Source organism: Buttiauxella cochleicola, assembly GCF_021282405.1.
Taxonomy (GTDB): domain Bacteria; phylum Pseudomonadota; class Gammaproteobacteria; order Enterobacterales; family Enterobacteriaceae; genus Buttiauxella; species Buttiauxella massiliensis.
This window is the reverse complement of sequence record NZ_JAJSOU010000001.1, coordinates 116,355-137,116: the sequence shown is the minus strand read 5'-3', so window position 1 is coordinate 137,116 and position 20,762 is coordinate 116,355. Positions and strand designations below refer to the sequence as shown.

19 protein-coding genes are annotated in these 20,762 nt (G+C 49.3%); 13 read left to right on the top strand and 6 right to left on the bottom strand.

All coding sequences use genetic code 11. From position 1 onward, the window contains the following. Nucleotides 1–412: 412 nt before the first annotated feature. The gene (locus tag LVQ79_RS00595; RefSeq protein WP_232863751.1) at nucleotides 413–2,377 is read right to left on the bottom strand and encodes a PhoX family protein; all 1,965 of its coding nucleotides are present in this window, start codon (nucleotides 2,375–2,377) and stop codon (nucleotides 413–415) included. A 675-nt stretch (nucleotides 2,378–3,052) separates the two neighbouring features. On the opposite strand from LVQ79_RS00595, the gene LVQ79_RS00590 reads away from it, so the two are divergent. From LVQ79_RS00590 to LVQ79_RS00575, 4 genes are read left to right on the top strand one after another with little or no spacing between them, the layout of a single operon-like run. Beyond that, entirely contained in the window at nucleotides 3,053–3,583 is a 531-nt protein-coding gene (locus LVQ79_RS00590) for a Csu type fimbrial protein (protein WP_370639813.1), read from the top strand. 21 nt (nucleotides 3,584–3,604) lie between these two features. Next, complete coding sequence (locus LVQ79_RS00585) at nucleotides 3,605–4,324, top strand: fimbrial biogenesis chaperone (protein WP_370639812.1); 720 nt, start codon at nucleotides 3,605–3,607, stop codon at nucleotides 4,322–4,324. A gap of 16 nt (nucleotides 4,325–4,340) precedes the next feature. Continuing rightward, a complete protein-coding gene (locus LVQ79_RS00580) occupies nucleotides 4,341–6,662 on the top strand; it encodes a fimbria/pilus outer membrane usher protein (protein ID WP_370639811.1) in 2,322 nt (773 codons plus the stop codon). Nucleotides 6,663–6,703: 41 nt separating this feature from the next. After that, entirely contained in the window at nucleotides 6,704–7,675 is a 972-nt protein-coding gene (locus LVQ79_RS00575) for a Csu type fimbrial protein (protein ID WP_151995755.1), read from the top strand. A 25-nt stretch (nucleotides 7,676–7,700) separates the two neighbouring features. Here the strand turns inward: LVQ79_RS00575 and LVQ79_RS00570 are convergent, their stop codons facing one another. Continuing rightward, entirely contained in the window at nucleotides 7,701–8,636 is a 936-nt protein-coding gene (locus tag LVQ79_RS00570) for a LysR family transcriptional regulator (RefSeq protein WP_232863516.1), read from the bottom strand. A 94-nt stretch (nucleotides 8,637–8,730) separates the two neighbouring features. On the opposite strand from LVQ79_RS00570, the gene LVQ79_RS00565 reads away from it, so the two are divergent. Then, on the top strand, nucleotides 8,731–9,939 hold the full coding sequence (locus LVQ79_RS00565; RefSeq protein WP_232863515.1) for an MFS transporter: 1,209 nt from the start codon (nucleotides 8,731–8,733) through the stop codon (nucleotides 9,937–9,939). A 75-nt stretch (nucleotides 9,940–10,014) separates the two neighbouring features. Here the strand turns inward: LVQ79_RS00565 and LVQ79_RS00560 are convergent, their stop codons facing one another. The 4 genes from LVQ79_RS00560 to LVQ79_RS00545 form a co-directional block, all read right to left on the bottom strand. Then, the gene (locus tag LVQ79_RS00560; RefSeq protein WP_232863514.1) at nucleotides 10,015–10,299 is read right to left on the bottom strand and encodes a heavy-metal-associated domain-containing protein; all 285 of its coding nucleotides are present in this window, start codon (nucleotides 10,297–10,299) and stop codon (nucleotides 10,015–10,017) included. Further along, nucleotides 10,296–10,658 (bottom strand): mercuric transporter MerT family protein, encoded by a 363-nt coding sequence (locus LVQ79_RS00555; RefSeq protein WP_232863513.1) that lies wholly within the window; start codon nucleotides 10,656–10,658, stop codon nucleotides 10,296–10,298. Before LVQ79_RS00555 ends, LVQ79_RS00560 begins: the two co-directional genes overlap by 4 nt. After that, a complete protein-coding gene (locus LVQ79_RS00550) occupies nucleotides 10,630–11,775 on the bottom strand; it encodes a transglutaminase-like domain-containing protein (protein ID WP_232863512.1) in 1,146 nt (381 codons plus the stop codon). The genes LVQ79_RS00555 and LVQ79_RS00550 overlap by 29 nt, the downstream gene beginning before the upstream one ends. 183 nt (nucleotides 11,776–11,958) lie before the next feature. After that, complete coding sequence (locus LVQ79_RS00545) at nucleotides 11,959–12,822, bottom strand: helix-turn-helix domain-containing protein (RefSeq protein ID WP_232863511.1); 864 nt, start codon at nucleotides 12,820–12,822, stop codon at nucleotides 11,959–11,961. Between the two features lie 257 nt (nucleotides 12,823–13,079). Between LVQ79_RS00545 and deoC the strand changes: the two genes are divergently transcribed. The 8 genes from deoC (at nucleotide 13,080) to LVQ79_RS00505 (ending at nucleotide 20,720) form a co-directional block, all read left to right on the top strand. After that, nucleotides 13,080–13,781 (top strand): deoxyribose-phosphate aldolase, encoded by a 702-nt coding sequence (gene deoC / locus LVQ79_RS00540; protein WP_232863510.1) that lies wholly within the window; start codon nucleotides 13,080–13,082, stop codon nucleotides 13,779–13,781. Between the two features lie 73 nt (nucleotides 13,782–13,854). Further along, nucleotides 13,855–14,784, top strand: coding sequence for a ribokinase (locus tag LVQ79_RS00535; protein WP_232863509.1), 930 nt, complete (start codon nucleotides 13,855–13,857; stop codon nucleotides 14,782–14,784). A gap of 5 nt (nucleotides 14,785–14,789) precedes the next feature. Then, nucleotides 14,790–15,290: an RbsD/FucU domain-containing protein gene (locus LVQ79_RS00530; protein WP_232863508.1), complete on the top strand. Its 501-nt coding sequence runs from the start codon at nucleotides 14,790–14,792 to the stop codon at nucleotides 15,288–15,290. A gap of 12 nt (nucleotides 15,291–15,302) precedes the next feature. Next, nucleotides 15,303–16,364 (top strand): alcohol dehydrogenase AdhP, encoded by a 1,062-nt coding sequence (gene adhP, locus LVQ79_RS00525; protein WP_232863507.1) that lies wholly within the window; start codon nucleotides 15,303–15,305, stop codon nucleotides 16,362–16,364. Then, nucleotides 16,361–17,515, top strand: a complete 1,155-nt coding sequence (locus LVQ79_RS00520) for a mandelate racemase/muconate lactonizing enzyme family protein (RefSeq protein WP_232863506.1) — start codon at nucleotides 16,361–16,363, stop codon at nucleotides 17,513–17,515. The genes adhP and LVQ79_RS00520 overlap by 4 nt, the downstream gene beginning before the upstream one ends. 16 nt (nucleotides 17,516–17,531) lie before the next feature. Then, nucleotides 17,532–18,482: an aldo/keto reductase gene (locus LVQ79_RS00515; protein ID WP_232863505.1), complete on the top strand. Its 951-nt coding sequence runs from the start codon at nucleotides 17,532–17,534 to the stop codon at nucleotides 18,480–18,482. Further along, nucleotides 18,479–19,342 carry an amidohydrolase family protein gene (locus tag LVQ79_RS00510; protein ID WP_232863504.1) on the top strand — a complete coding sequence of 288 codons (864 nt, stop codon included), beginning with the start codon at nucleotides 18,479–18,481 and terminating at the stop codon, nucleotides 19,340–19,342. Before LVQ79_RS00515 ends, LVQ79_RS00510 begins: the two co-directional genes overlap by 4 nt. Nucleotides 19,343–19,415: 73 nt before the next feature. Further along, entirely contained in the window at nucleotides 19,416–20,720 is a 1,305-nt protein-coding gene (locus LVQ79_RS00505) for an MFS transporter (RefSeq protein WP_232863503.1), read from the top strand. Nucleotides 20,721–20,762 lie beyond the last annotated feature (42 nt).

Sequence of the window (20,762 nt, the reverse complement as noted above, 5' to 3'; positions counted from 1 at the left end):
TATGGCATCCATGGCAAATCACCGGCGACAAAAAATGCGCTCAGCAATCCAAACGTTAAAATAAGAAGGAAATTCAAGACAAGGCAATATTCTGAGTAAAATAGCATTAACAACTGAGGGGGTGAATAATAATTCCTTATAAAGTACTTTTTCAGAATTATGACTGCATAATAAAAGCACATTACATTTTATAAACTGATATATAGAAGCGTCACCATTTTCATGATGAATACTTTAGTGGTTGATATTTTTACTACAGTGCGTTTGCTACTCTTTGATTATTTAAGAGATGATTCTCCTGTAACAGGAACATGGGATTAACGTACTTAATGTCAGACTGCCGTTATCCCCTCGCCTTTTCTTCAGGCTTTGAGCAAAACATCCCTGTTCCGCTGACCTGTAAAGCTGTTAATTAGCTACCAATCACCCCGCCATCAGCTTTAACAATAACCACAGTGGAAGATCGTGGGCGACTGTTTTTATCACCGTCAGGCCAGGTGGAGACGGCTGTAGGATTTGCCGGATCGCTGATATCGTCACCTGGTTCACCGGGGTGTTGAATATTAATAAATAGCGTGCGGTTATCTGGAGTAAAGGCGATGCCAGTTATCTCACAGCCTCGCGGACCTGTCAGGAAACGACGATATTCGTTGGTACCAGGAACAGTGGCGAGCATCTGGTTGTTGCCCATTCCCTCATAGGCTTTTTTGTTGATAGTGCTGGAGGAGACATCGGTCTGAATCCACAGTACACCGCGATGGTCGAACGATAACCCATCTGCACTGCCAAACTCCGCCCCTTTCATTGAGCCTTTGGTTTTCTCATCTGCACTATCCGGTCTGCCGCCTAGCACCAGGATATCCCACTTGAAGGCGGTTGATGCAGGGTCACCGTTCTCTTCCGTCCAGTGCATGATGTGGCCGTAGACATTATTAGCGCGCGGGTTGGCGGCATCGACGGCTGCTTTGCCCTCCTTGCCACGGTCACTATTGTTGGTCAAGGTGCAATAAACACTGCCTTTTGCATGCGAGTCGACCGCAATCCACTCAGGGCGGTCCATTTTTGTGGCACCCACGGCATCAGCAGCGAGACGCGTTTTAATTAGCAACTCACCCTGACTGGCAAATCCCTTAGTTTCATCAAGGCCCGATTGCCCGTATACCAGCGGCAGCCAGGTGCCACTACCATCGTCATTGAATTTCGCCACATACAGCGTGCCTTCGGAGAGCAGGTCCATGGCAGCATCTCGCAGGCTGGCATCATATTGATTTGTAGAAATGAACTTATAGATGTATTCGAATTTCTGATCATCACCCATGTAAGCAACTACACGGTTATCCGCCGCCAGGGTAATCGCAGCGCCTTCATGCTTGAAGCGCCCTAATGCCGTATGTTTACGCGGAGTCGATGACGGATTATAAGGGTCGATTTCTACCACCCAGCCGAAACGGTTAGGCTCATTAGGCGTTGCATCCACGCTAAAGCGTGGATCGACTTCGTTCCAGCGGTAAGATTCATCGCTGTCGCTAATGCCATAGCGCTTTTCAAGGGCATTTGGCGCAGCTTTTTTAACGAAAATATCCGACCAGTTTTCTTCGCAAGTCAGGTAAGTACCCCATGGTGTATGGCCGTTGGCACAATTTTGCATAGTACCAAGCACTCGTTCACCCTGCGGATCGTCCGCAGTTTGCATTAATGCATGATTTTTGGCAGGCCCCGTGAGTGTCATCGGTGTGTTCACAGTAATACGACGCGCAAACTCAGATGGACGAACCACGCTCCAGTTATCGCCCTCTTTTTTCACTTCAATAACCGAAATGCCCATCGCATTTTGGCCCTTGCGCACTTTATCCAGATTCCAGTTCGCCACACCGTCTTTAAACAGCAAACCGTTGTCGATATATTCGTGGTTCATCGCCAGCAAACCGTGATTGGGATCGGTTCCTCCCTGCGGCAAACTAAACCATGCCATACCATCATGGTGCATTCCCGCCTGAGCGGCCTGTTCATCAGTAGTGTTACTGCCGTCGGTTTTAAATTCCGGCAGGTTACCCTTTAAACCTACGGCGTCTCCCCAGCGATAAAATGGTCGCGCGATGTAGCCTTCCGGCACCCGCACGGTATCATCCGTTGAAACTTCAATACTGGTAAAACCAAGGGAAGAAGGACGTGCCAGAGCCGTCTCTACCGCCCATGCAGCATGGGATTTTAATAACGTCGGGAAGGCTACTGCGGCGCCCGCGACTGCCCCCATTTGCAGGAATCGGCGGCGGCTCAAATACGCACTGGCAACATCGGAAAAAACGGGGTTGGCGCTGCGGTTACTGATTTCGTCGTTGTGTTCCTGTTTAAACAACGGCTTAAGAGGTCTGCTCATCATGGCTTCCTTTCGATATTGTTATCAGAAGTGAGCAGTGTAAGAAGGTTTTGTTACACATTTATAACAGCATGAGAAGGCCCTGGCTGTTTGATTACTTATGAACAAACATCCAGTATTAACTTCACCACCCTGTAACAGGCTTAATGTTTTTCGACTAAGGTTTGGTTATTTTTAATAGCGGAATTTAATGTCTGGGCCGAAGTTTTAGCTTTATTTCGTTTTTTCACGACTGAATAGTTTCGGATGCATCAACATATATTAGCTTCAACAATGTGAAAAGCCTGCCACCATAAATACCTCACGCACTCCCCCTTTTCAATAATCCCAACCTTGAGCTATTACGTTATCTAAATAGAGAATATCTTTCTTAATTAGAATGTTAAGACACCATATCTCCTTTACTTTTGTGATTGTTTACAACTGAAATTATTCTAATTTTGCCAGTTTTTATATCCTGCATTTCAGCCCGAAATGACTTATAGCAGACTTTCCTGGATGCAATTATCAAACTCGCCTAATAAAACTTAAAGTGCGCATCTGATCATATTAAAAAACTTAATACATCCTGAAATTGGCATAAAAATGCACCTCATTCTATGGTTTTAATAGACATACAACATTCATCCGTATGCATTATTGACAAACCGCAAGTATCTGAATAGGTGCAAAGATATGAAATCAATCATTAAAATGCGCATATTTTTTCCTTTCATGTTTTTTGCTTTTGTTCCATCTGCAAATGCCGTCGTGGCAACCAACACATTTCAGGTACAAATTACTATTACTGCTTCGTGCGTTGTAACCACAGGCGCGGGCGCAAATATTAATCTGGGCTCTGTCGGTAGTACTGCAACTAACACAACCGGGAATAGCTCCTTTACTGTCCAGTGCTCAAGAACCACTCCTTATTTCATCGGCCTTGCACCATCCACAGCTAATGGAGGCAATACAACAGGTGCTGGGTCTATGTCATCAGTCGCTAACAGTGGAACAAACAGCGATAAAGTCCCTTATCAGTTACATCAAACATCAGGCACAGGTCCCGTCTGGGGTAATACTGCCACCACCACAGCAGTAGGTAACGGTGTTGGAGGAACTGGCTCAGGAGTGGCGCAAACCTATACGGTTTATGCCGTCGCCGCCAGCGCCAACTTTGCACCTGATAGCTATGCGGACACCGTAACCGTTAACGTAAATTATTAATACAAAGGGTTATTTATAAAAATGAAGCCACAGACGCGAACGGCTGTTGGGGTGATGTGCCTGTTATTGGCGGCAATCTTTCCACAAAATACAGTGGCAAGCGGTCTACAAGTTTCGCCTGTGACACTGACCCTTCAAAATATACAAAATGCTGATGGCATCTGGTTAATGAACCAGGGTGAAGAGACCATAAATGCGCAAGTTCGCGTTTATAGCTGGAACCAGCAAAGTTATGAAGACCAGCTCAACTCTTCTCAGAATCTGGTTATTAGCCCGCCAATGCTCAAACTGGCACCCGGAGAGAAACAGTTAATTCGAGTGATTCACATGGGGCCCGCCTCAAATAACGTGGAAGAAGCTTATAGGCTGTCAATCAATGAACTACCTCCAGCCGAACTACAAAAAAATAAAATTCAGTTCGTTTTGCATTATTCAGTTCCCGTTTTTATTCAACCGAAGGGTACCAGCGATCATACAGCAAAATTGCAGTGGGGAATCCAACGTATTGGTGGTGAAGCATTTCTTGAAGTGAGCAATCAGGGGAATAGCCATGCTCAGTTGTCTGGTGCTTCATATATCAACACGCAAGGTAGAAGAAAAGAGATAACACAAGGGCTATTGGGATACGTTCTTCCAGGCGCTACCATGCGCTGGAAATTGCCTTTCCCTGCCTCGGATACTGCCCCCGGAAGCAAATTAGAAGTTACTATAAATGGACAAAAAAAGGTGCAGGAACTTTAAGGTAATCATTAGAATAATGATAGTTCTTCTGCTCGGTGGAATGTTAACGCCAGGAATTACCTCGGCCAATGATAATAATCCCATCACACAAGTGATGAGTAACGATAACGAGCATTCTAATGCAATAGACTTGTATCTTGATGTCACCCTGAATGGAAACCATATTGGCATCGAACATTTTCGTGAGCTTGCAGGTAAATTATATAGCAACAAAGAAACACTACAAAAAATAGGGTTTAAATTACCTGGTGAATCGGCCCAATCGATTCGTCTGGATAGTTTAAGCCAATTACAATTTGATTATGATGTTTCATTGCAAACACTGAAATTGACCGCCCCTCTTAGCACCTTGAATTTAAATACCACCAAAATCAATCAAGTTGATATTCCTCCGCCCGTCGTCTCCACATCGCGGGGGATGTTACTCAATTATGATATTTACGCAGCGCAAGGCGATGGAAGTAACGTCAGCAGTTTTACTGAATTACGCACATTTAATTCTGCAGGCGTGCTGAGCTCGACTCAATTAACTCAATACTCCACGCAAACTGATGGAGTTACGGCCGATAACAATTTCAGTCGTCTTGATACGCAGTGGCGGTCATCGTTTCCTGACAGCCTCCTTAGCTTAACCCTCGGTGACACACTCACCAGCAGCCTTACCTGGTCGCGCCCGACACGCATCGCGGGTATTCAAATTGGCACTGATTTCAACCTGCAACCTAATATGCCGACCACACCGCTACCCTCTTTTTTAGGTTCGGCAACGGTGCCTTCAAATGTGGAATTATTTATAAATGGCATGAAATATTATAACGGCGAAGTCCCTGCGGGTAATTTTGAAATCAACACCCAGCCAAATATCAGCGGTGCGGGCTACGCACAGGTGAATATGACTGATGCGTTGGGACGAACGACGACACAGAGCTTTTCCTTTTACCAGGATCAGCAGCTATTACGCGAAGGCCTGACACAATGGTCAGCTGAACTGGGTGTGGTACGCGAAAATTACGGGATCACTTCATTTGATTACGCCAGCACACCTTCGTTTAGTGGAACCTGGCGGCGGGGTATCAGTAACAGTTTTACAGGTGGCGTTCATTCTGAGGTAAGCAAACAGCTGCTCAATTCTGGATTCAGTATGGACTGGATACCTGGCGGTCGTGTTGGCACCCTATCAACGTCTCTGGCGATGAGCACAGACGCGGGAGACAACGGAATATTGTACAGCCTGGGTTATCGCTGGATTGGCGGCAACTTTAACTTCAGCACCTCGACGATTGCCACCGCAGGTGATTACCGTGATATCGCCAGCCGCTATGGTTCAGCACCACCATCACTTAATAGCAATGTTGTCGTTGGGTACAACATGCCCTCATATGGCAATGTCAGTCTGAGCTACCTGCAATATCGCTACCCACATGAAACGTCAGTACGTTACGCGGGTGCAAACTGGTATGCCGCGGTGGCAAATAATATCTACCTCACTGCTGGCGTGAATCAAAACGTAGACGACAGCCGGGATCGGAACCTCTACCTGACTGCCACATTTATCCTTAGTAATAACCTTACCGCCAGCAGCACAGTACAACGCACGAATGAGGAAACCGGTTATATGGTTAATGCCAGCCGTACCCAGCCTTCAGATGGGGGTTGGGGCTGGAACCTGGCAGCAAGCCAACAATCGTCCCAACAAAACGGCCAGGGAGAATTGGGTTACCTGGGTCGCTATGGCAAAGTTTACAGCGGTTTTAATCGCACCTCCGATACACAGTATGCCTATGCTGGGGGTAGCGGTTCCCTGGTGATGATGGGTGGCGGTTTGTTTGCCGCGCGCACAATTGATGATGGCTTTGCCGTTGTCTCCACCGACGGTATTCCTGATTTACCCATCAAACTGCAAAACAATCTCATCGGCACCAGCAACAGCCAGGGCTTGCTGTTAGTCACACCAATTAAAAGCTATGAAAATAATCTGTTAAGCATCGACCCAATGAACCTACCCGCCAACACGCGTATCGACCAGGTTAATGCTTACGCAACGCCTGCCGACCGTTCTGGCTCGCTAGTCAAATTTGGTATTACACCGGTTCGCGCCGCGCAAATAATCGTGGTTGATGCACAAGGAAAACCGATTGAGGAAGGGACACAGGTAGAGCTGAATGCTAAGCAAAGCCAGCAAACCATCGTGGGTTTTGATGGGCTGGTTTATTTCGATACGCTGGAACTGCATAACAGATTAAAAGTGATGGCCACCAAAGGCACTTGCTCAGTGCAGTTCGATTACCCGCAGAAGGCTGCCAGCATTGCGCAACTTGGCCCATTTGTTTGTCGCTAAGGACGAGATGAATTGGACCTCTTAACAGAAAGGAAACCTGTATGCGTTTAAGAGAGTTATTTTTCTTTGCCGCCTTAAGTTTGTGTCCTGGTGTTAGCCACGCGCTGAGTTGCTCAATAAGTGGCGTGCAGCCCATTAATTTTGGGAATGTAAATCCACTGTCCAGCACAGGTGCTGAAACGTCGATGACGTTCAGCTATTCGTGCAGCAAAGTCCTTACAGATGTGCTTAGCGCGATCACTCTTTGCTTTAATATTGGCGCGTCGAGTAATGGCCAGACTAACCCTCACGGCATGTCTTTTGCTGGCCCACCAGCCAGCACATTAAACTATCAACTCTATCAAAACCAAGCTCATACTGTCGTTTGGGGAAATCAGAACCAGGCTGGAACCCCTCCTCCCATGGCCCAAATAACACTCCTCAATCTCACGCCAGTAACGGGTAGTCTGACGGTTTACGCAAAGCTTACGACACCCCAAATTACCGCTGCTCCCGGTAGCTATTTAGATGTTTTTAATTCAGCCACCGCAAGTGTTACCACGAATACAGGCCTGGCCCTCCCCCCAGCTGACTGCGGCAATGGGACCGGCCCGAGTTTCCCGTTTAACGTGACCGCTGTCGTGACTAAGCAATGCAACATTAGCTTCGTCAATAATATAAGTATTGGCCCGGTAACAATGAATCAATCCAATATCGCATCGAGTAATACTCTTGGTGTCGCCTGCTCGAATAACACCCCTTATTCGATAGGGCTTAGTCCATCGAACGGCAGTACTACAGGAAGTGGGCAAATGAAAACCAGCGGGAGCGGGAGCAATACCGATTTAGTCCCTTATCAGCTGCGTTCAACGTCGGGCCAGGCCGGGACTCCATGGGGAAGTATTACAGCAAACAGTGTCAATGGCACCGGTACCGGATCGACCACTGCATATACCGTTTACGCAACCGTACCCAATGCAAACTACGCCCCGGATAATTACGCCGATACCGTTACCATTAATGTGACGTACTGAAAAAGGGAAATGGCTCACGACCTGATTAACGCGCAGAGCGGGTGCCGGTTAGACCAGGCATCACCTCTTTCATTAGCTCAATAAATTTGCGCAGACGGGCCGGGTAGTAACTCGCGTAAGGATAGAGCAGATAGATGGGTAAAGGTGCAGCCTGCCAATTAGGGAGAACATGCTGCAACGTGCCTTCCGCCAAATCCTCTTTCACAACCCATGATGAAACCATCCCTACACCCAATCCGTTTAAAGCCGCCTTACGCACCGCATACAGGCTATCAGTGCTCAGTCTTGGCGTAATATCGAAGCGGAAAGGGTCACCGCTGGTTACCTCGTTTAACGTCACTTCGTTGCGATAAAAACTACTCAGTGCCACCCAGGGGAGTGTCACCAAGTCCGTGGCTTCATTGACCGGCCCATGGCTTGCAAGCAGTGAAGGAGCAGCCACCACGATACGCGGTACTTCCGCCAGTAGGATGGCAACCACTGAAGGATCGGTGATTGCCCCAACATGAATCGCGCAATCAATCCCTTCAGGGATAAAATCCGGTGAACGATCGTTGAGAATCCACTCAATATTGATTTGCGGATAGCGCGTCAGGTAATCGCCAAGCGGCCCAATCAGCTGATCCTGCCCGAATGCGTGTGGCGCACGCACGCGCAGCACCCCGGCAGGTTCATCCCTGGCACCACTGACTTCATCTTCCAGAAGGTGCCAGTTTTCAATCAACCTGCACGCATGCTGATAGCAACGTTCGCCATCATCAGTCAACTTCATGGTGTGGGTCGTACGCTGGATTAACTTAACGCCAAGCATTTGTTCAAGGCTTTGTAAGCGTCGGCTTATTGTTGGCTGGGTAGTATCCATTTGTGCGGCTGCGGCTGAAAGGCTGCCGCTCTCAACGATTCGCACAAAGGTTTGCAAAATGGCTATACGGTCGCCAGCAGGATTAAAGTTTTTATTCATACTTTAAGTGTATAACAGTTTTACCCCTGCGGGGGCTACAGCCGAAAGCAAAAAACGACAAGAATGGCCGCACATTAACCCACTGGAGCGAGCCATGAGCCAGCTTTCCACAATGACCACATCAACGTCCAACACCATGCTGTCTGGCAAAATTGTTTTTCTTCTCGCCCTTGGCGCGGGTCTTAGTGTTGCCTCAATTTATTATAGCCAGCCAATGCTGGAGATTATCGGCAGCACGTTCCATGCCCGTGTCGGTGATGTCGGTCTGGTACCCACACTGACGCAAATTGGTTATGCGCTCGGCATTTTGTTACTCGCCCCACTGGGGGATCGCTTTGACCGCCGTCGTATCATTCTGATTAAAGGCACCCTGCTTTCGTTGACGTTACTGTTGTGCGGATTCTCTTCTTCCTGGCATGTGCTATTGCTCAGCAGTCTGGCGATTGGGCTGGTTGCGACCGTAGCGCAAGATATTATCCCTGCCGCCGCCACACTGGCCTCTGACAGCAATCGCGGTAAAACCGTAGGAATGGTGATGACCGGGCTTCTGGCGGGCATTCTGCTTTCACGTGTATTTAGTGGCATCGTGGCACAACTTTGGGGCTGGCGTAGTGTTTATACTATTGCGGCAGTAGGTGTCTGGGTCGTCACGCTGACACTCTGGTACGTACTGCCCTCTTTCAAGCCGCAAACCACACTCCGCTATCCCGCACTACTGCGCTCATTAGGCAAACTGTGGATGGAGTATTCGGCTTTACGTCGTGCCGCTCTGGCACAAGGGCTGTTGTCGATTGCGTTCAGCGCTTTTTGGTCAACGCTTGCGATTATGCTGGCAGACCGCTTCCATATGGGCTCCGCCGTAGCCGGTACTTTTGGCCTCGCAGGTGCCGCTGGAGCGCTTGCCGCACCGCTGGCAGGGTCACTTGCTGACCGTCGTGGCCCTGATTTCGTCACGAAAATTGCAGCCGCGTTAGTTGTTATCTCCTTTGCGCTGATGTTTGTGATGCCGTTTGTTCCCGTTCCTGTGCAACTGGCTATTATCGCCATTAGTGCGGTCGGGTTTGACCTGGGTATTCAAGCCTCACTGGTGGCACACCAGACCATTATCTACGCGTTAAATCCGGCTGCCCGTAGTCGCCTGAACGCTATTATGTTTACCGTCGTGTTTGTCGGCATGGCAGTAGGTGCAACGCTGGGTAGTAAAGCTCTGGAAACCTTTGGCTGGACGGGAATGGTTGGGCTGGCAACGTTCGCGGCACTGTGTGGGCTGCTTATCCGGTTAATGGGGCGCTCCACCAGATAAACAATCACCACCTCCACGGGAGGTGGTGATTCGCCAATGAGATTCCAGCAATCACAATCGTCGCGGTAACAGGAATTATTGCGCCTCATCCACCGCGTGAATTTGGCCGGTAAATCCTGTTTTAGCAATGGCCGACAGCAGTTGTTGGTTATCAAAATTGTCCGGAACAATGACTTGTGCCTGATGCGTTTTTAATGACGCCTTTGCTTTGATAACACCATCGGTACTGCGCAAAGCCTGATTTATCGAAATCACGCAGAGCGGGCAGTTCATCTGCCCTATATCTATCGTGACCATTTTATTGGCCGCCCAACTCAAAGGCGTCAACAAAAGCAGCCCCAGGCATAAAAATCGCTTCATTCCATACTTTCCCAAATCCAGGGTAAGACATACGGATAAGTGGTCAGGAACAGTACCAGTGGCACTGATAACCAATACAACAAGACCAGCACGCGACGGCTGACAACACTTGTGCATATTGGCTTAGGAGACAAATAGAGCCGCCAGAATCCACGAACCATCAATCCCAGGGAGATGATTACCATGGGAATTTGTAACCAGGGTAGCGTAGGGATCCCTGTGAGTCCTGCCGCTGAAATACCAAACAACAGATACAACAACGGCCCAATGCAGCACAGTGTTGAAGCGCCAGCGGCAATTAATGCCGCCAGCAACGTGACTAAATTACCCTTAATGCTGTTCGGTGCTGACGTAGTCATAGCTAAATGCTGCCGGATCGTAGAAGTTTAAAGGATCGCCATCTACTTCGGCATACGGATAACCCAGGTTGTTGACATCACCTTGTTCTGCTGCAGGATAAAGCGCGAAATCACGTGCGTGATTAAAGCCCACCCAGTTCATTTCCCAATTGCCAAAGAGATAATCGCTAACCGCATTTACAGCCGGGTCACCATTCTCTTTCTTCTCGGTCAGACGCATCTTGGTGACATCTGCCGGGTCGGCCGGGATCCAGCCAAAGCCCGCCAGCCAGAACATCGCGCGGCAATGCTGGCCACCGTTTATTTTTGCAATACCCTGCTCATCCGCGCTACCGAAAGCTTTCTTCGAATACTCGCTAAGCTTGCGGCTGGCACCAAGACGAATACCGAACATTTCGCGCGCAGGAATACCTACTGCACGACACAATGCGACAAAGACGGAGTTAATGTCGGTGCATTTACCACCAAGCTTGCCCGCTTTAAGTATTTCGCCCACATCACCCGTACCGCAACCAATCACAGCATCATCGCGATGCATATGCGTGCTAACCCAGTCGTGAATCAAACGAGCCTGTTTTATCGGTGCTTTTTCGCCAGCGACAATTTTCAGCGCTGTCTCTTTAACGATACCGTCGACAGGAATATGGGGAGTAGCCAGCAAGAAAGGTTTAATTTCGTCCGGGATGACTGCGTCTTGCTCAGGTAGCAACCAGTCGGCCAGTTTATTGTCTTTTAGCACTTCCCAATCACGGGTTTCGACCGTCATATCAACGCGAATATCCAGCGCGCCTTCAGAATCTGGCCAGGTAACAAAAAGCATTCTGGCACCATAACGGTTATTAGCCGTCAGGCTGGCTTTCTGGTAGTTACCGTTGAAGGAAAGGTCGAGCAAGGTCTGAAATGAAGTGTCTTCTGGTACAGGTATCCACAAATTAACTTTGCCCTGGGAGCCTGCCGGCGCTTTGAGACTATACGTTTGTGTGACCACAAAACGGCGGGAGGTATCAGAAGATGCGATTGCCGGGTCATCAACACGTTTGGTTCCTGAAAATGCCGGACGAACCAAACCAATAGTTGATAGTGCTGCAACGCTTTTCAGAAAGTTTCGCCTTTCCATTGAGATATACCTTCGTCGCCAGAAAAAGCTGGCGCTTAACCCCGCACCTGCGGAGGTCGGCCGGTATTATGCAGTTAAGTATTCTGCTCAATTATAAACTGGATCAATTGGTCGACTGTTTCTTGCCTCTGTTTACTGATTGCATTCAACATTTCAGATGCAAACCACGCTCAGCGCTGTTCCTCAATCCATTCGTTGCTCCCGGCGGCGAAACTCACTTGGCGATAACCCAACCGCACGATGAAAATCGCGGGAAAAATGGAGCGGATCGTTATACCCCACCTGCCCTGATATTCGACCTATCGATTCCTGCGTCTCCACCAGCAAGCGGCGTGCCTGCGACAGACGGTAATTTTTTAACCAGCGTAATGGACTTTGGTTAAACGTCATTTGAAATAAACGAAATAGTTGCGACTTACTGACCTGGCAATATTGCATAAACTTATCAATATCCCAGTCATCGCTGTAATGGCTATGTATCTGATAAATCAGCCGACCAAGCCCGCGGTGAGTAATGACTGGAGACTTGGTTACCTCGGAACTGCGATTCTCCAGCAAGGTAAAAATAAGTCTGGAACAGAGTTCGTCACAATGCGCATCAGTTACTAAAGTGTGGCTTTTCATCAAACTAAAAATATGGTGATAAATGTCAGTGACCTTTTCAGGGTTATCGAACTGGAACACTGGGTTTTGCGGAACATCTAATATCTGCATGATATTACTGAGTTTTTCGCTATCAATGCGCAACCACAATATTTCCCATGGTTCATCTTTATGGGGAAAGTGTTCATGTGGCCAACGAACGGGTAACCACACCAGGCAGCCTTCCTTCACTTCATAAAGGTTATGTTCTAACCGGACAAAGCCACTTCCCTTCAGGCAAAAGATCAGCTCATGCCCAACAACCGACTGCCGCCGAACATGAAAATTTCCCGCGGTTTGGATATGGCCTGCGCGCAGAATTTGGTAATTCATCAGGGTTGAAAACTTATCTGACTCCCGATACCAGTTCGCCAGGACCTGTGTTTTTTGCGCAAGTTTTTCCATTCCGGATTTCCATTTTGAACAAGAAAATGCTGCAGACACCTTAGTTCATCGTGGCATGGACTCGCGTCAAAAACATGTTATGTCGCTAGAGCACTGATAGATTTTTGAACAAGCTCACAACTTTGTTGACATGGAAATTCTGTCCATATTGCAGGGAATCCCAACTATCACGCTTTCTGCCAAAGCTGCCTAAAGTAAACGTCAGATTCACCGCATAACTAGCCGTGCGTTAACTTAGCCAACAGGAGTAGAAGTAAATGATTGATTTTAACGATCCCCGCCAGGTAGCCAAGGCTATCCAGTTCACTAACGTCAGCCCAGATTTGACTCGTGAAGGGCTCATCCAGCACCTGAATATTTGCCTGGAGTATCAGTTTGACGCTGCGATGATCGCGCCTTGTTGGGTATCCGTGGCAAAAGATGTACTGAAAGGCAGTGGCGTACGTGTTGCAACCACCGTGAACTTCCCGCAAGCCAATGACACCACCGCAATGAAAATTGCTGTGGTGCGTGAACTGGCTAAAGAAGGTGCGGATGAGTTCGACTTCCCACCAAACCCAGGCTTTTTACTCGGTGGTATGGATGACCTTTATTTTAACGAGCTCAAAGAAGTCACCCACGTGGCACATGATTTGGGCATGAAGGTCAAAGCGATGCTGGAATTTGGCTTCATTACCGAAGAAGCAATGAAAATCAAAGCGACGCGTTTTGCCTACGAAGCAGGCATTGATTGGGTGAAACAATCAAGTGGTTGGGGCAAAGGTGGATGTGCTGCAACCGTGGAAGATGTTCAACTTCTCAAAGCGAATATTCAGGCACCTTGCCGCGTAAAAGTTTCCGGTAAAGTCAACACGCTGGAAAAAATGAGAGAAATGTTCATTGCCGGTGCAGAACTGGTAGGCACCAGCTCAGGCCCTGAACTGGTGAAAGGCCTGACCGGGGACATCAACGCTTACTGATCGATGGAAGCCGTCGGCATCTGACCGACGGCATTCTCAATGAAAACAAACAGCACAATTAACGGAGTATGTGATGAGTGTATTTATTCTCGGTAGCTACGCGAAAGCATTGGTTATGACGGCTGACCGCATTCCATTGGCTGGTGAAACGCTAATTGGCCAGGATTTTCGCCAAACCTGGGGAGGCAAAGGTTCTGACATGGCGGTGCAAGCAGCACGCCTGGGGGCTGATGTCTCTTATGCGGGTGTGGTGGGTGATGATGCGTTTGGACATGAATTTGTCAGCCTGATGCAGCAAGAAGGCGTGGATATTCAGGCGCTGACCCTGTCTGCCGAATTGCCAACGGGCGCCGGGCTCATCATCAAAGATAACGAAGCACGCAATATCATTGTCGTGGATATGGGTGCTAACAAGCTCTTTACCCCAGCGCTGGTAGATCAGGCATTGCCACAACTCAAGCAAAGCAACGTTGCCCTGGCACAGCTTGAAATCCCTTTGGAAACTGCACTCTATGGGCTTCGAAAAGCAAAGGATTTGGGCAAAACAACGATCCTCAACCCTGCACCCGCCCGCAATTTGCGTGGGATTGACCTGAGTGCAATTGATTACCTGACACCCAATGAAACCGAAGCGCGCGTCGCACTGGGACTTGAGCCAGATGATGCCCGCAGCAACCGGGAAATTGCCGATCTCTTGCTGGAAACAGGCTGCAAATATGTCGTGATGACATTAGGTGACGCGGGTTCCGCTGTTTTTAGTCACAACGGCACGCAAGAAATCCCGCCATGTAAAGTCGACGTTGTGGACAGTAATGGCGCAGGCGACAGCTTTAATGCGGCACTCGCCGTTGCACTTGATGAAGGCCAACCGATAGCCGAAGCCGTCTTGCTGGCGAATGCCACTGCGGCCTTGTGTTGTACCGACTGGGAAACTGTCCCTTCCTATCGCTACCGCGCAGATGTGGATGGCTTTATGAAAACCATGCTCGTTGCAGAGGAATAATAAAAATGAGACCCGATAGAATCTTACACCCTGAACTCGCCGCTGCATTAGCCACTCTCGGTCACACCGACATTGTATTAGTGACAGATGCCGGCTTCCCGATCCCACCACATGCAAAACGTATTGATTTGGGATTCTGGCCTGGCACTGTTGATGTACTGGAGATCCTGCGAGTGCTGCGTCAGGAGATGTTTGCCGAAGAAGTGCATTTTGCCAGTGAAGTGCGTGATTGCCATCCGCAGCTTTATCGTGATGTACAAACCATCTACACCGGCTCCGGCGCGGAATTCCACGAAGCCAGCCACGAAATCTTATGCCACGACATTGCCCATCGGGCAAAAGTGGTCATCCGCTCGGGTTCATTCAATCCATGGGCTAATTTTGCACTGATTGCCAGTACTGACCCCTTTGCCTGGTTTACCGAACAATCGGGTGTGCAGCCCCTGCCCGCTTACGTAGCAAGACGCCAGCGTATCCGTGACAACGTTGTACCAGAGCTCAAATAACAGGGAACGATCATGAAAGCAGCCGTCGTTAGCCAGCGCCATCCTGGCAAAGTCGAAATCCAAAAGATAACGCTACGTGCGTTAGAGGCCGGGGAAGCTTTAGTCGAAGTGGAATGCTGTGGCGTATGCCATACCGATTTACATGTAGTTCAGGGAGATTTTGGCCCCGTACCGGGCCGTGTTCCTGGTCACGAAGGTATCGGTATTGTGCGTGCTATCGCCAATGACGTCACCAGTTTGCATATTGGTGACCGCGTCAGTATTGCCTGGTTCTATGAAGGATGTGGAGTCTGTGAATACTGCGTTAGTGGACGAGAAACCTTCTGTCGTAAGGTTAAAAATGCAGGTTATAGCGTTGATGGTGCTATGGCTGAGCAATGTATTGTCAAAGCTGATTACGCGGTAAAAGTGCCTGCCGGGCTTGACCCATTAATCGCCAGCAGTATTACCTGTGCCGGCGTCACCACCTATAAAGCCATCAAAGTGTCAGGTATTCGCCCTGGGCAGTGGCTGGCTATCTGGGGTGCAGGCGGGCTTGGCAACATGGCGATTCAGTATGCACGCAATGTCTTTAACGCCCGGGTTATCGCCATCGATATTCAGGACGATAAACTTGCTCTGGCTCGTGAATCAGGTGCTGAGATAACGCTAAACGCCATGCGTGATGACGTGCCTGCGCGGATCCATGAAATCACCTCGGGTGGGGCGCATAGCGCTGTTGTGGTTGCCGTAGCTCGTAGCGCATTTAATCAAGCGGTCGACAGCCTCCGAGCCGGTGGCAAAGTCGTTTGCGTCGCCGTCCCCCCTGGTAACCTGGACTTGAATATCGTCAAAACTGTTCTTGATGGTATTGAGATTGTCGGCAGCCTGGTCGGTACTCGTCAGGATTTAGCCGAAGCCTTCGAACATGCGCTTGCCGGGCGCGTTAAGCCAGTGGTTCATTCTCGTCAACTCGATGAAATAAATGACATTTTCTCAGAAATGGAGAGCGGCAGCATTCAAGGTCGCATGGTGATTGATTTACGCACGCCCCTTTCCGAAACCCAGGCGCTGGAACAGGAGTTGATCGCATGAAAATCACCGGTTGGCGCACGCTAAAAACTGTTCATCGCTGGGGTCGCCCGATTGGCGATGTTAACGGCACCGTTGAGTCTGGCGTAACAGAAGTTCCCCTGCTTATCCTGGAAACAGATGAGGGAGTTTCTGGCATCGGCCTCGGTGGGCATGCCGATATTGCACGCATCTTTCCGGCAATTGAAGGTGAAGACCCACGCGCGGTAACCGCACTTTATGACCGTATGCAGTCATGGGTATTTAAAAGCGGCCATGCCGGCAGTGTCTTTGGCGCGATTGGCGTGGTGGACATGGCGCTGTGGGACCTGAAAGCGAAACTGGCGAACCAACCGTTGTGGCGGTTACTTGGCGCGCGTCAGCCCTTTGTTCCAGGTTATGCCTCCGGGCTGGATTTCCCTTTATCGCTGGAAGAACTCGTCAACCTGCACAGCCGTTTTGCTGAACGTGGTTTCAGTGCCTTCAAAATTAAAGGTGGCCTCGATGTTGAACAAGATATTGAACGCTTACGAGCGGTGCGGGAAGTGTATCTGCTTAATTCACCGTCTCCCGCAATGATGATTGATGTGAATGAGTCGATGAGCGCCAAACAAGCGGTGCGCTATGTGCGACGCCTTGAAGAAACACTTGATCTGACCTGGATTGAAGAACCTGTCAGACGTTGGGATGCCGCAGGCCACGCGCTTATTCGCCAGCAAACAAACTGTGCTGTCGCTACCGGGGAAAACCTCACGGGTATCGAACAGTTCCAGCCGTTGTTACGCGAACAAGCGGTGGATGTCTTGCAGGCGGGCATGTGTTGGGGAATAAGCCATTTCCTGCGCGTAGCAAACCTTGCTCATGCTTTCAGTTTACCGGTAAGCCCCGTTGGCTATAACGCAAACCCTGTTGCGCACGCTGCAGCGGCTGTTCCCAACCATATGAGCTGTGAAATTCAAGATCTCAGTTTCCCTCTGGGCTTGCACGTCGACCAGCGCATCGAAAATGGCGGGATCATGTTGGGCAACACGCCAGGGCTTGGCATCACGTTTGATGAAACCACGCTTGCACAACAATTGAATGAAGGTAGCTGGACGCTTCCGCAAGGGCCTCATGTTCGTCCAGAACGTGCCGGGCTGCGCTTGTCCCTCAGGGCTGCGCAAAATAATGAATGAAAAAGGAACAGGAAAAATGAAAACAGTAGCTTTAGGGCGCACAGGCATTCAGGTTCCCGTACTGGCAATGGGTGCTGCCTCACTTGGCAGTATTTATCACCCGGTATCACAACAACAAGCTAATGATACGGTAGCCACAGCACTAGAACACGGCGTTAACTATTTCGACGTCGCACCTTATTACGGTTTAACCAAAGCAGAAACCGCATTGGGTGGCGCATTGAAGGGCGTCCCACGCGCAAGTTATACCCTCGCAACCAAAGTAGGTCGCTATGGCGACAGCCAATGGGATTTCTCCCGCGAAGCCACTTTGCGCAGCATTGATGAAAGTCTCGCTCGCCTGGGTGCTGATTACATCGACGTTATTCAGTGTCATGACATCGAATACGGTGATTTGCACCAGTTAGTTGAAGAAGCACTCCCGACGCTTCGTGAACTCCAACAAAGTGGCGTAGTACGGCATGTTGGCATCACTGGCTACGACCTTGCACTGCTTGAAAAACTGGCCGTGGAGCAGAAAGTCGATACCGTCATGGCCTACTGTACCTGGACGTTACAGGACCGCCGGTTAGGCGATGTTGCCAGGCGATTAAACCAGGCCGGGATCGGTGTGTTGAATGCCTCCCCACTTTCGATGGGATTACTCACTCGCGGCGGCGCGCCAGCCTGGCACCCGGCACACGAAGATATACAGAATGCCTGCCGTGCCGTCTCTGCGTTGTGCGATCGTGAAGGCGTGAATATTTCCCAGGTCGCATTGCAGTTTGCACTGACCACGGCGGCTGAACAGGGTATTGCCACCACTGTTATCGGCACCGCCAGCAAAGCAAACATGCTTGATAACGTGCGCTGGTGTGAACAACCGCTGGATGCCGCGTTGCTGCAAAAAATTGATGAGCTGATCGCACCCGTTCTCAATATTGGCTGGGATGTGCTGCCAGGCAATGGGGGAAAGGCCCAAAAATGACGCTAATAGACAGCCACCTGCATCTGTGGGACCCACGTATTCTGCACTACGGCTGGCTTAGTGATGTTCCGGCGCTCAACCATCCACATTTGCCGGAAGATTTAGCCGCAGAAGGTACGGCCCCGAATGCCGCCATTGTGGTACAGGCAGACTGCACAGCGGATCAGGCGCTGGCTGAGGTGAACTGGATTAACGAACGGGCAGAACATTCGCCTTTTCAAATTGCCGGTATCGTGGCCTGGGCACCGCTAGAAAATGGAGAGGCGGTAATACCGCTGCTACGCCAGTTACGCACCCTGCCGCGCGTAGTCGGTATTCGTCGCTCGCTTCAAAATGAACCTGATGCATTGTTTTACGATGCCCATTACCGCGCAGGTTTGCTGGCAGCCGCTCAGGAAGGTTTTGTTCTCGATTTATGTGTCCGGGCACATCAATTACCGGCGGTGCATCATCTGTTGAGTTGGCTATTTGCGCACCAACCGAATGCCTGGGTAGTGCTGGACCATATGGGGAAACCAGGGATTATCAACAATGCCTGGCAAGAATGGCAAGACGCGTTCGCGCAACTGGCTGAGTTCCCTTCCCTGTGCTGCAAGATTTCCGGGCTACCTACCGAGGCGGACTGGCAAACATGGGACGATGAACAACTCGCTCCGTGGATCCATCACGCGATTAACAGCTTTGGGGCTCATCGCTGCTTATTTGGGGGGGACTGGCCAGTGGTCAATTTAGCCGGGGGGTATTCTCGCTGGAAACAATGTGTCGAAAAGGCAATCGCCAATCTGCATGCCCGCGACAAACACGCCATTATGGGTGGGAATGCTCGTAATATTTATTTATCAGATTCAGGAGGGGAATGACAAATAAGGAACAAGGTCTGGATGTCGTTTATTTCGCAGTACCCTACTGAAAAAAATAATTGAGGAAATAAGCATGTCTGATAATAGTAATGCACTGCACCCTACAAATGCAGGCGGTAAGTTTATAGATAAGGCTTCAGAAAATACGCTGCACGTAACCGGGAGAAGAAAGCGGATACTTCTTGCTTCATTGTTTACTAACTTCTTCGTATTACTGGCTCTCTATTGCGGTGTTATTTCTGTTTTATTACCTAACCATATAGCGCAGATCGATCCGGCAAATAAAGCCAATAACCTGGCGATTGTCATGACCTCGGCGCTGTTATTTACCATTTTTGCTCAACCAATTGCAGGCGCCTTATCCGACCGTTGCCGTTCAACCTGGGGGCGGCGTGCGCCGTGGATTGTCGGAGGAGCTCTAATTGGCGGCCTGGCAATTTTTGGGATTTCAATGACCACCACCGTTGCCGGTATCGCCGTGTTTTGGCTTATGGCAGCCGTTTCGCTTAACTGTATGAACGGGCCCCTCGCCACCGTAGTCGCAGACCGCTTCTTACCGGAAAACCGTGGTATTGCTTCTGGGTTTGTGGGGGCTGGCTCAACAGCTGGCGGTACGGTCGGTATTATTGTCGCCGGTTATCTGGCATATAACCTGCAACTCGGTTACCTGGTGTTTGGTCTTGCGATCATCGCCTGTTGTGTAGCGTTTGTCCTGATAAACCGCGAGCCCTCTACCCGCGCACTTGAAGTTGAACCATTCAAATGGGGCACCTTCTTCAAAAGTTTCTGGGTAAGCCCACGCCAATATCCTGATTTTGGATGGGCGTTCTTAGGCCGCTTCGCCATGTTCCTGGGATATCAAGGGGTTGTAACCTATCAGCTGTATATTCTTCAGGACTACATTGGTTTAAGTGTTAAAGACTCTAACTATGCCATCGGGACTATTTCGGTTATTACCCTGGTGACATTACTGTTCTCCGGTCTGGTGTCGGGCTATCTTTCAGATAAGTATCAGCGCCGTAAAATTTTTGTTTTTGCCTCCAGTATTCTGATGGCAATTGGCCTGATGGTCCCGCTATTCGTGCCGACGCTCAACGGTATGTATTATTATGCGGCGATTCTGGGTCTTGGTTACGGTGCTTATACCTCTATTGATATGGCACTGATGACCCAAGTATTACCCGGTGGTGGAAAACAAGCAGGCAAAGACATGGGTATTTTGACCATTGCCACTGTGTTACCGCAATCTTTCAGTCCAATATTATCCGCATGGTTATTATCAACATTTAATAATGACTATTCGACTCTTTTTATTGCCGCAATCATCTTTGTTTTTGCATCATCATTTTTTGTATTACCGATAAAATCAGTTAAATAAAAAATGTTTTAATTGCAGGCAAGGTCACACTTATTAATAGGT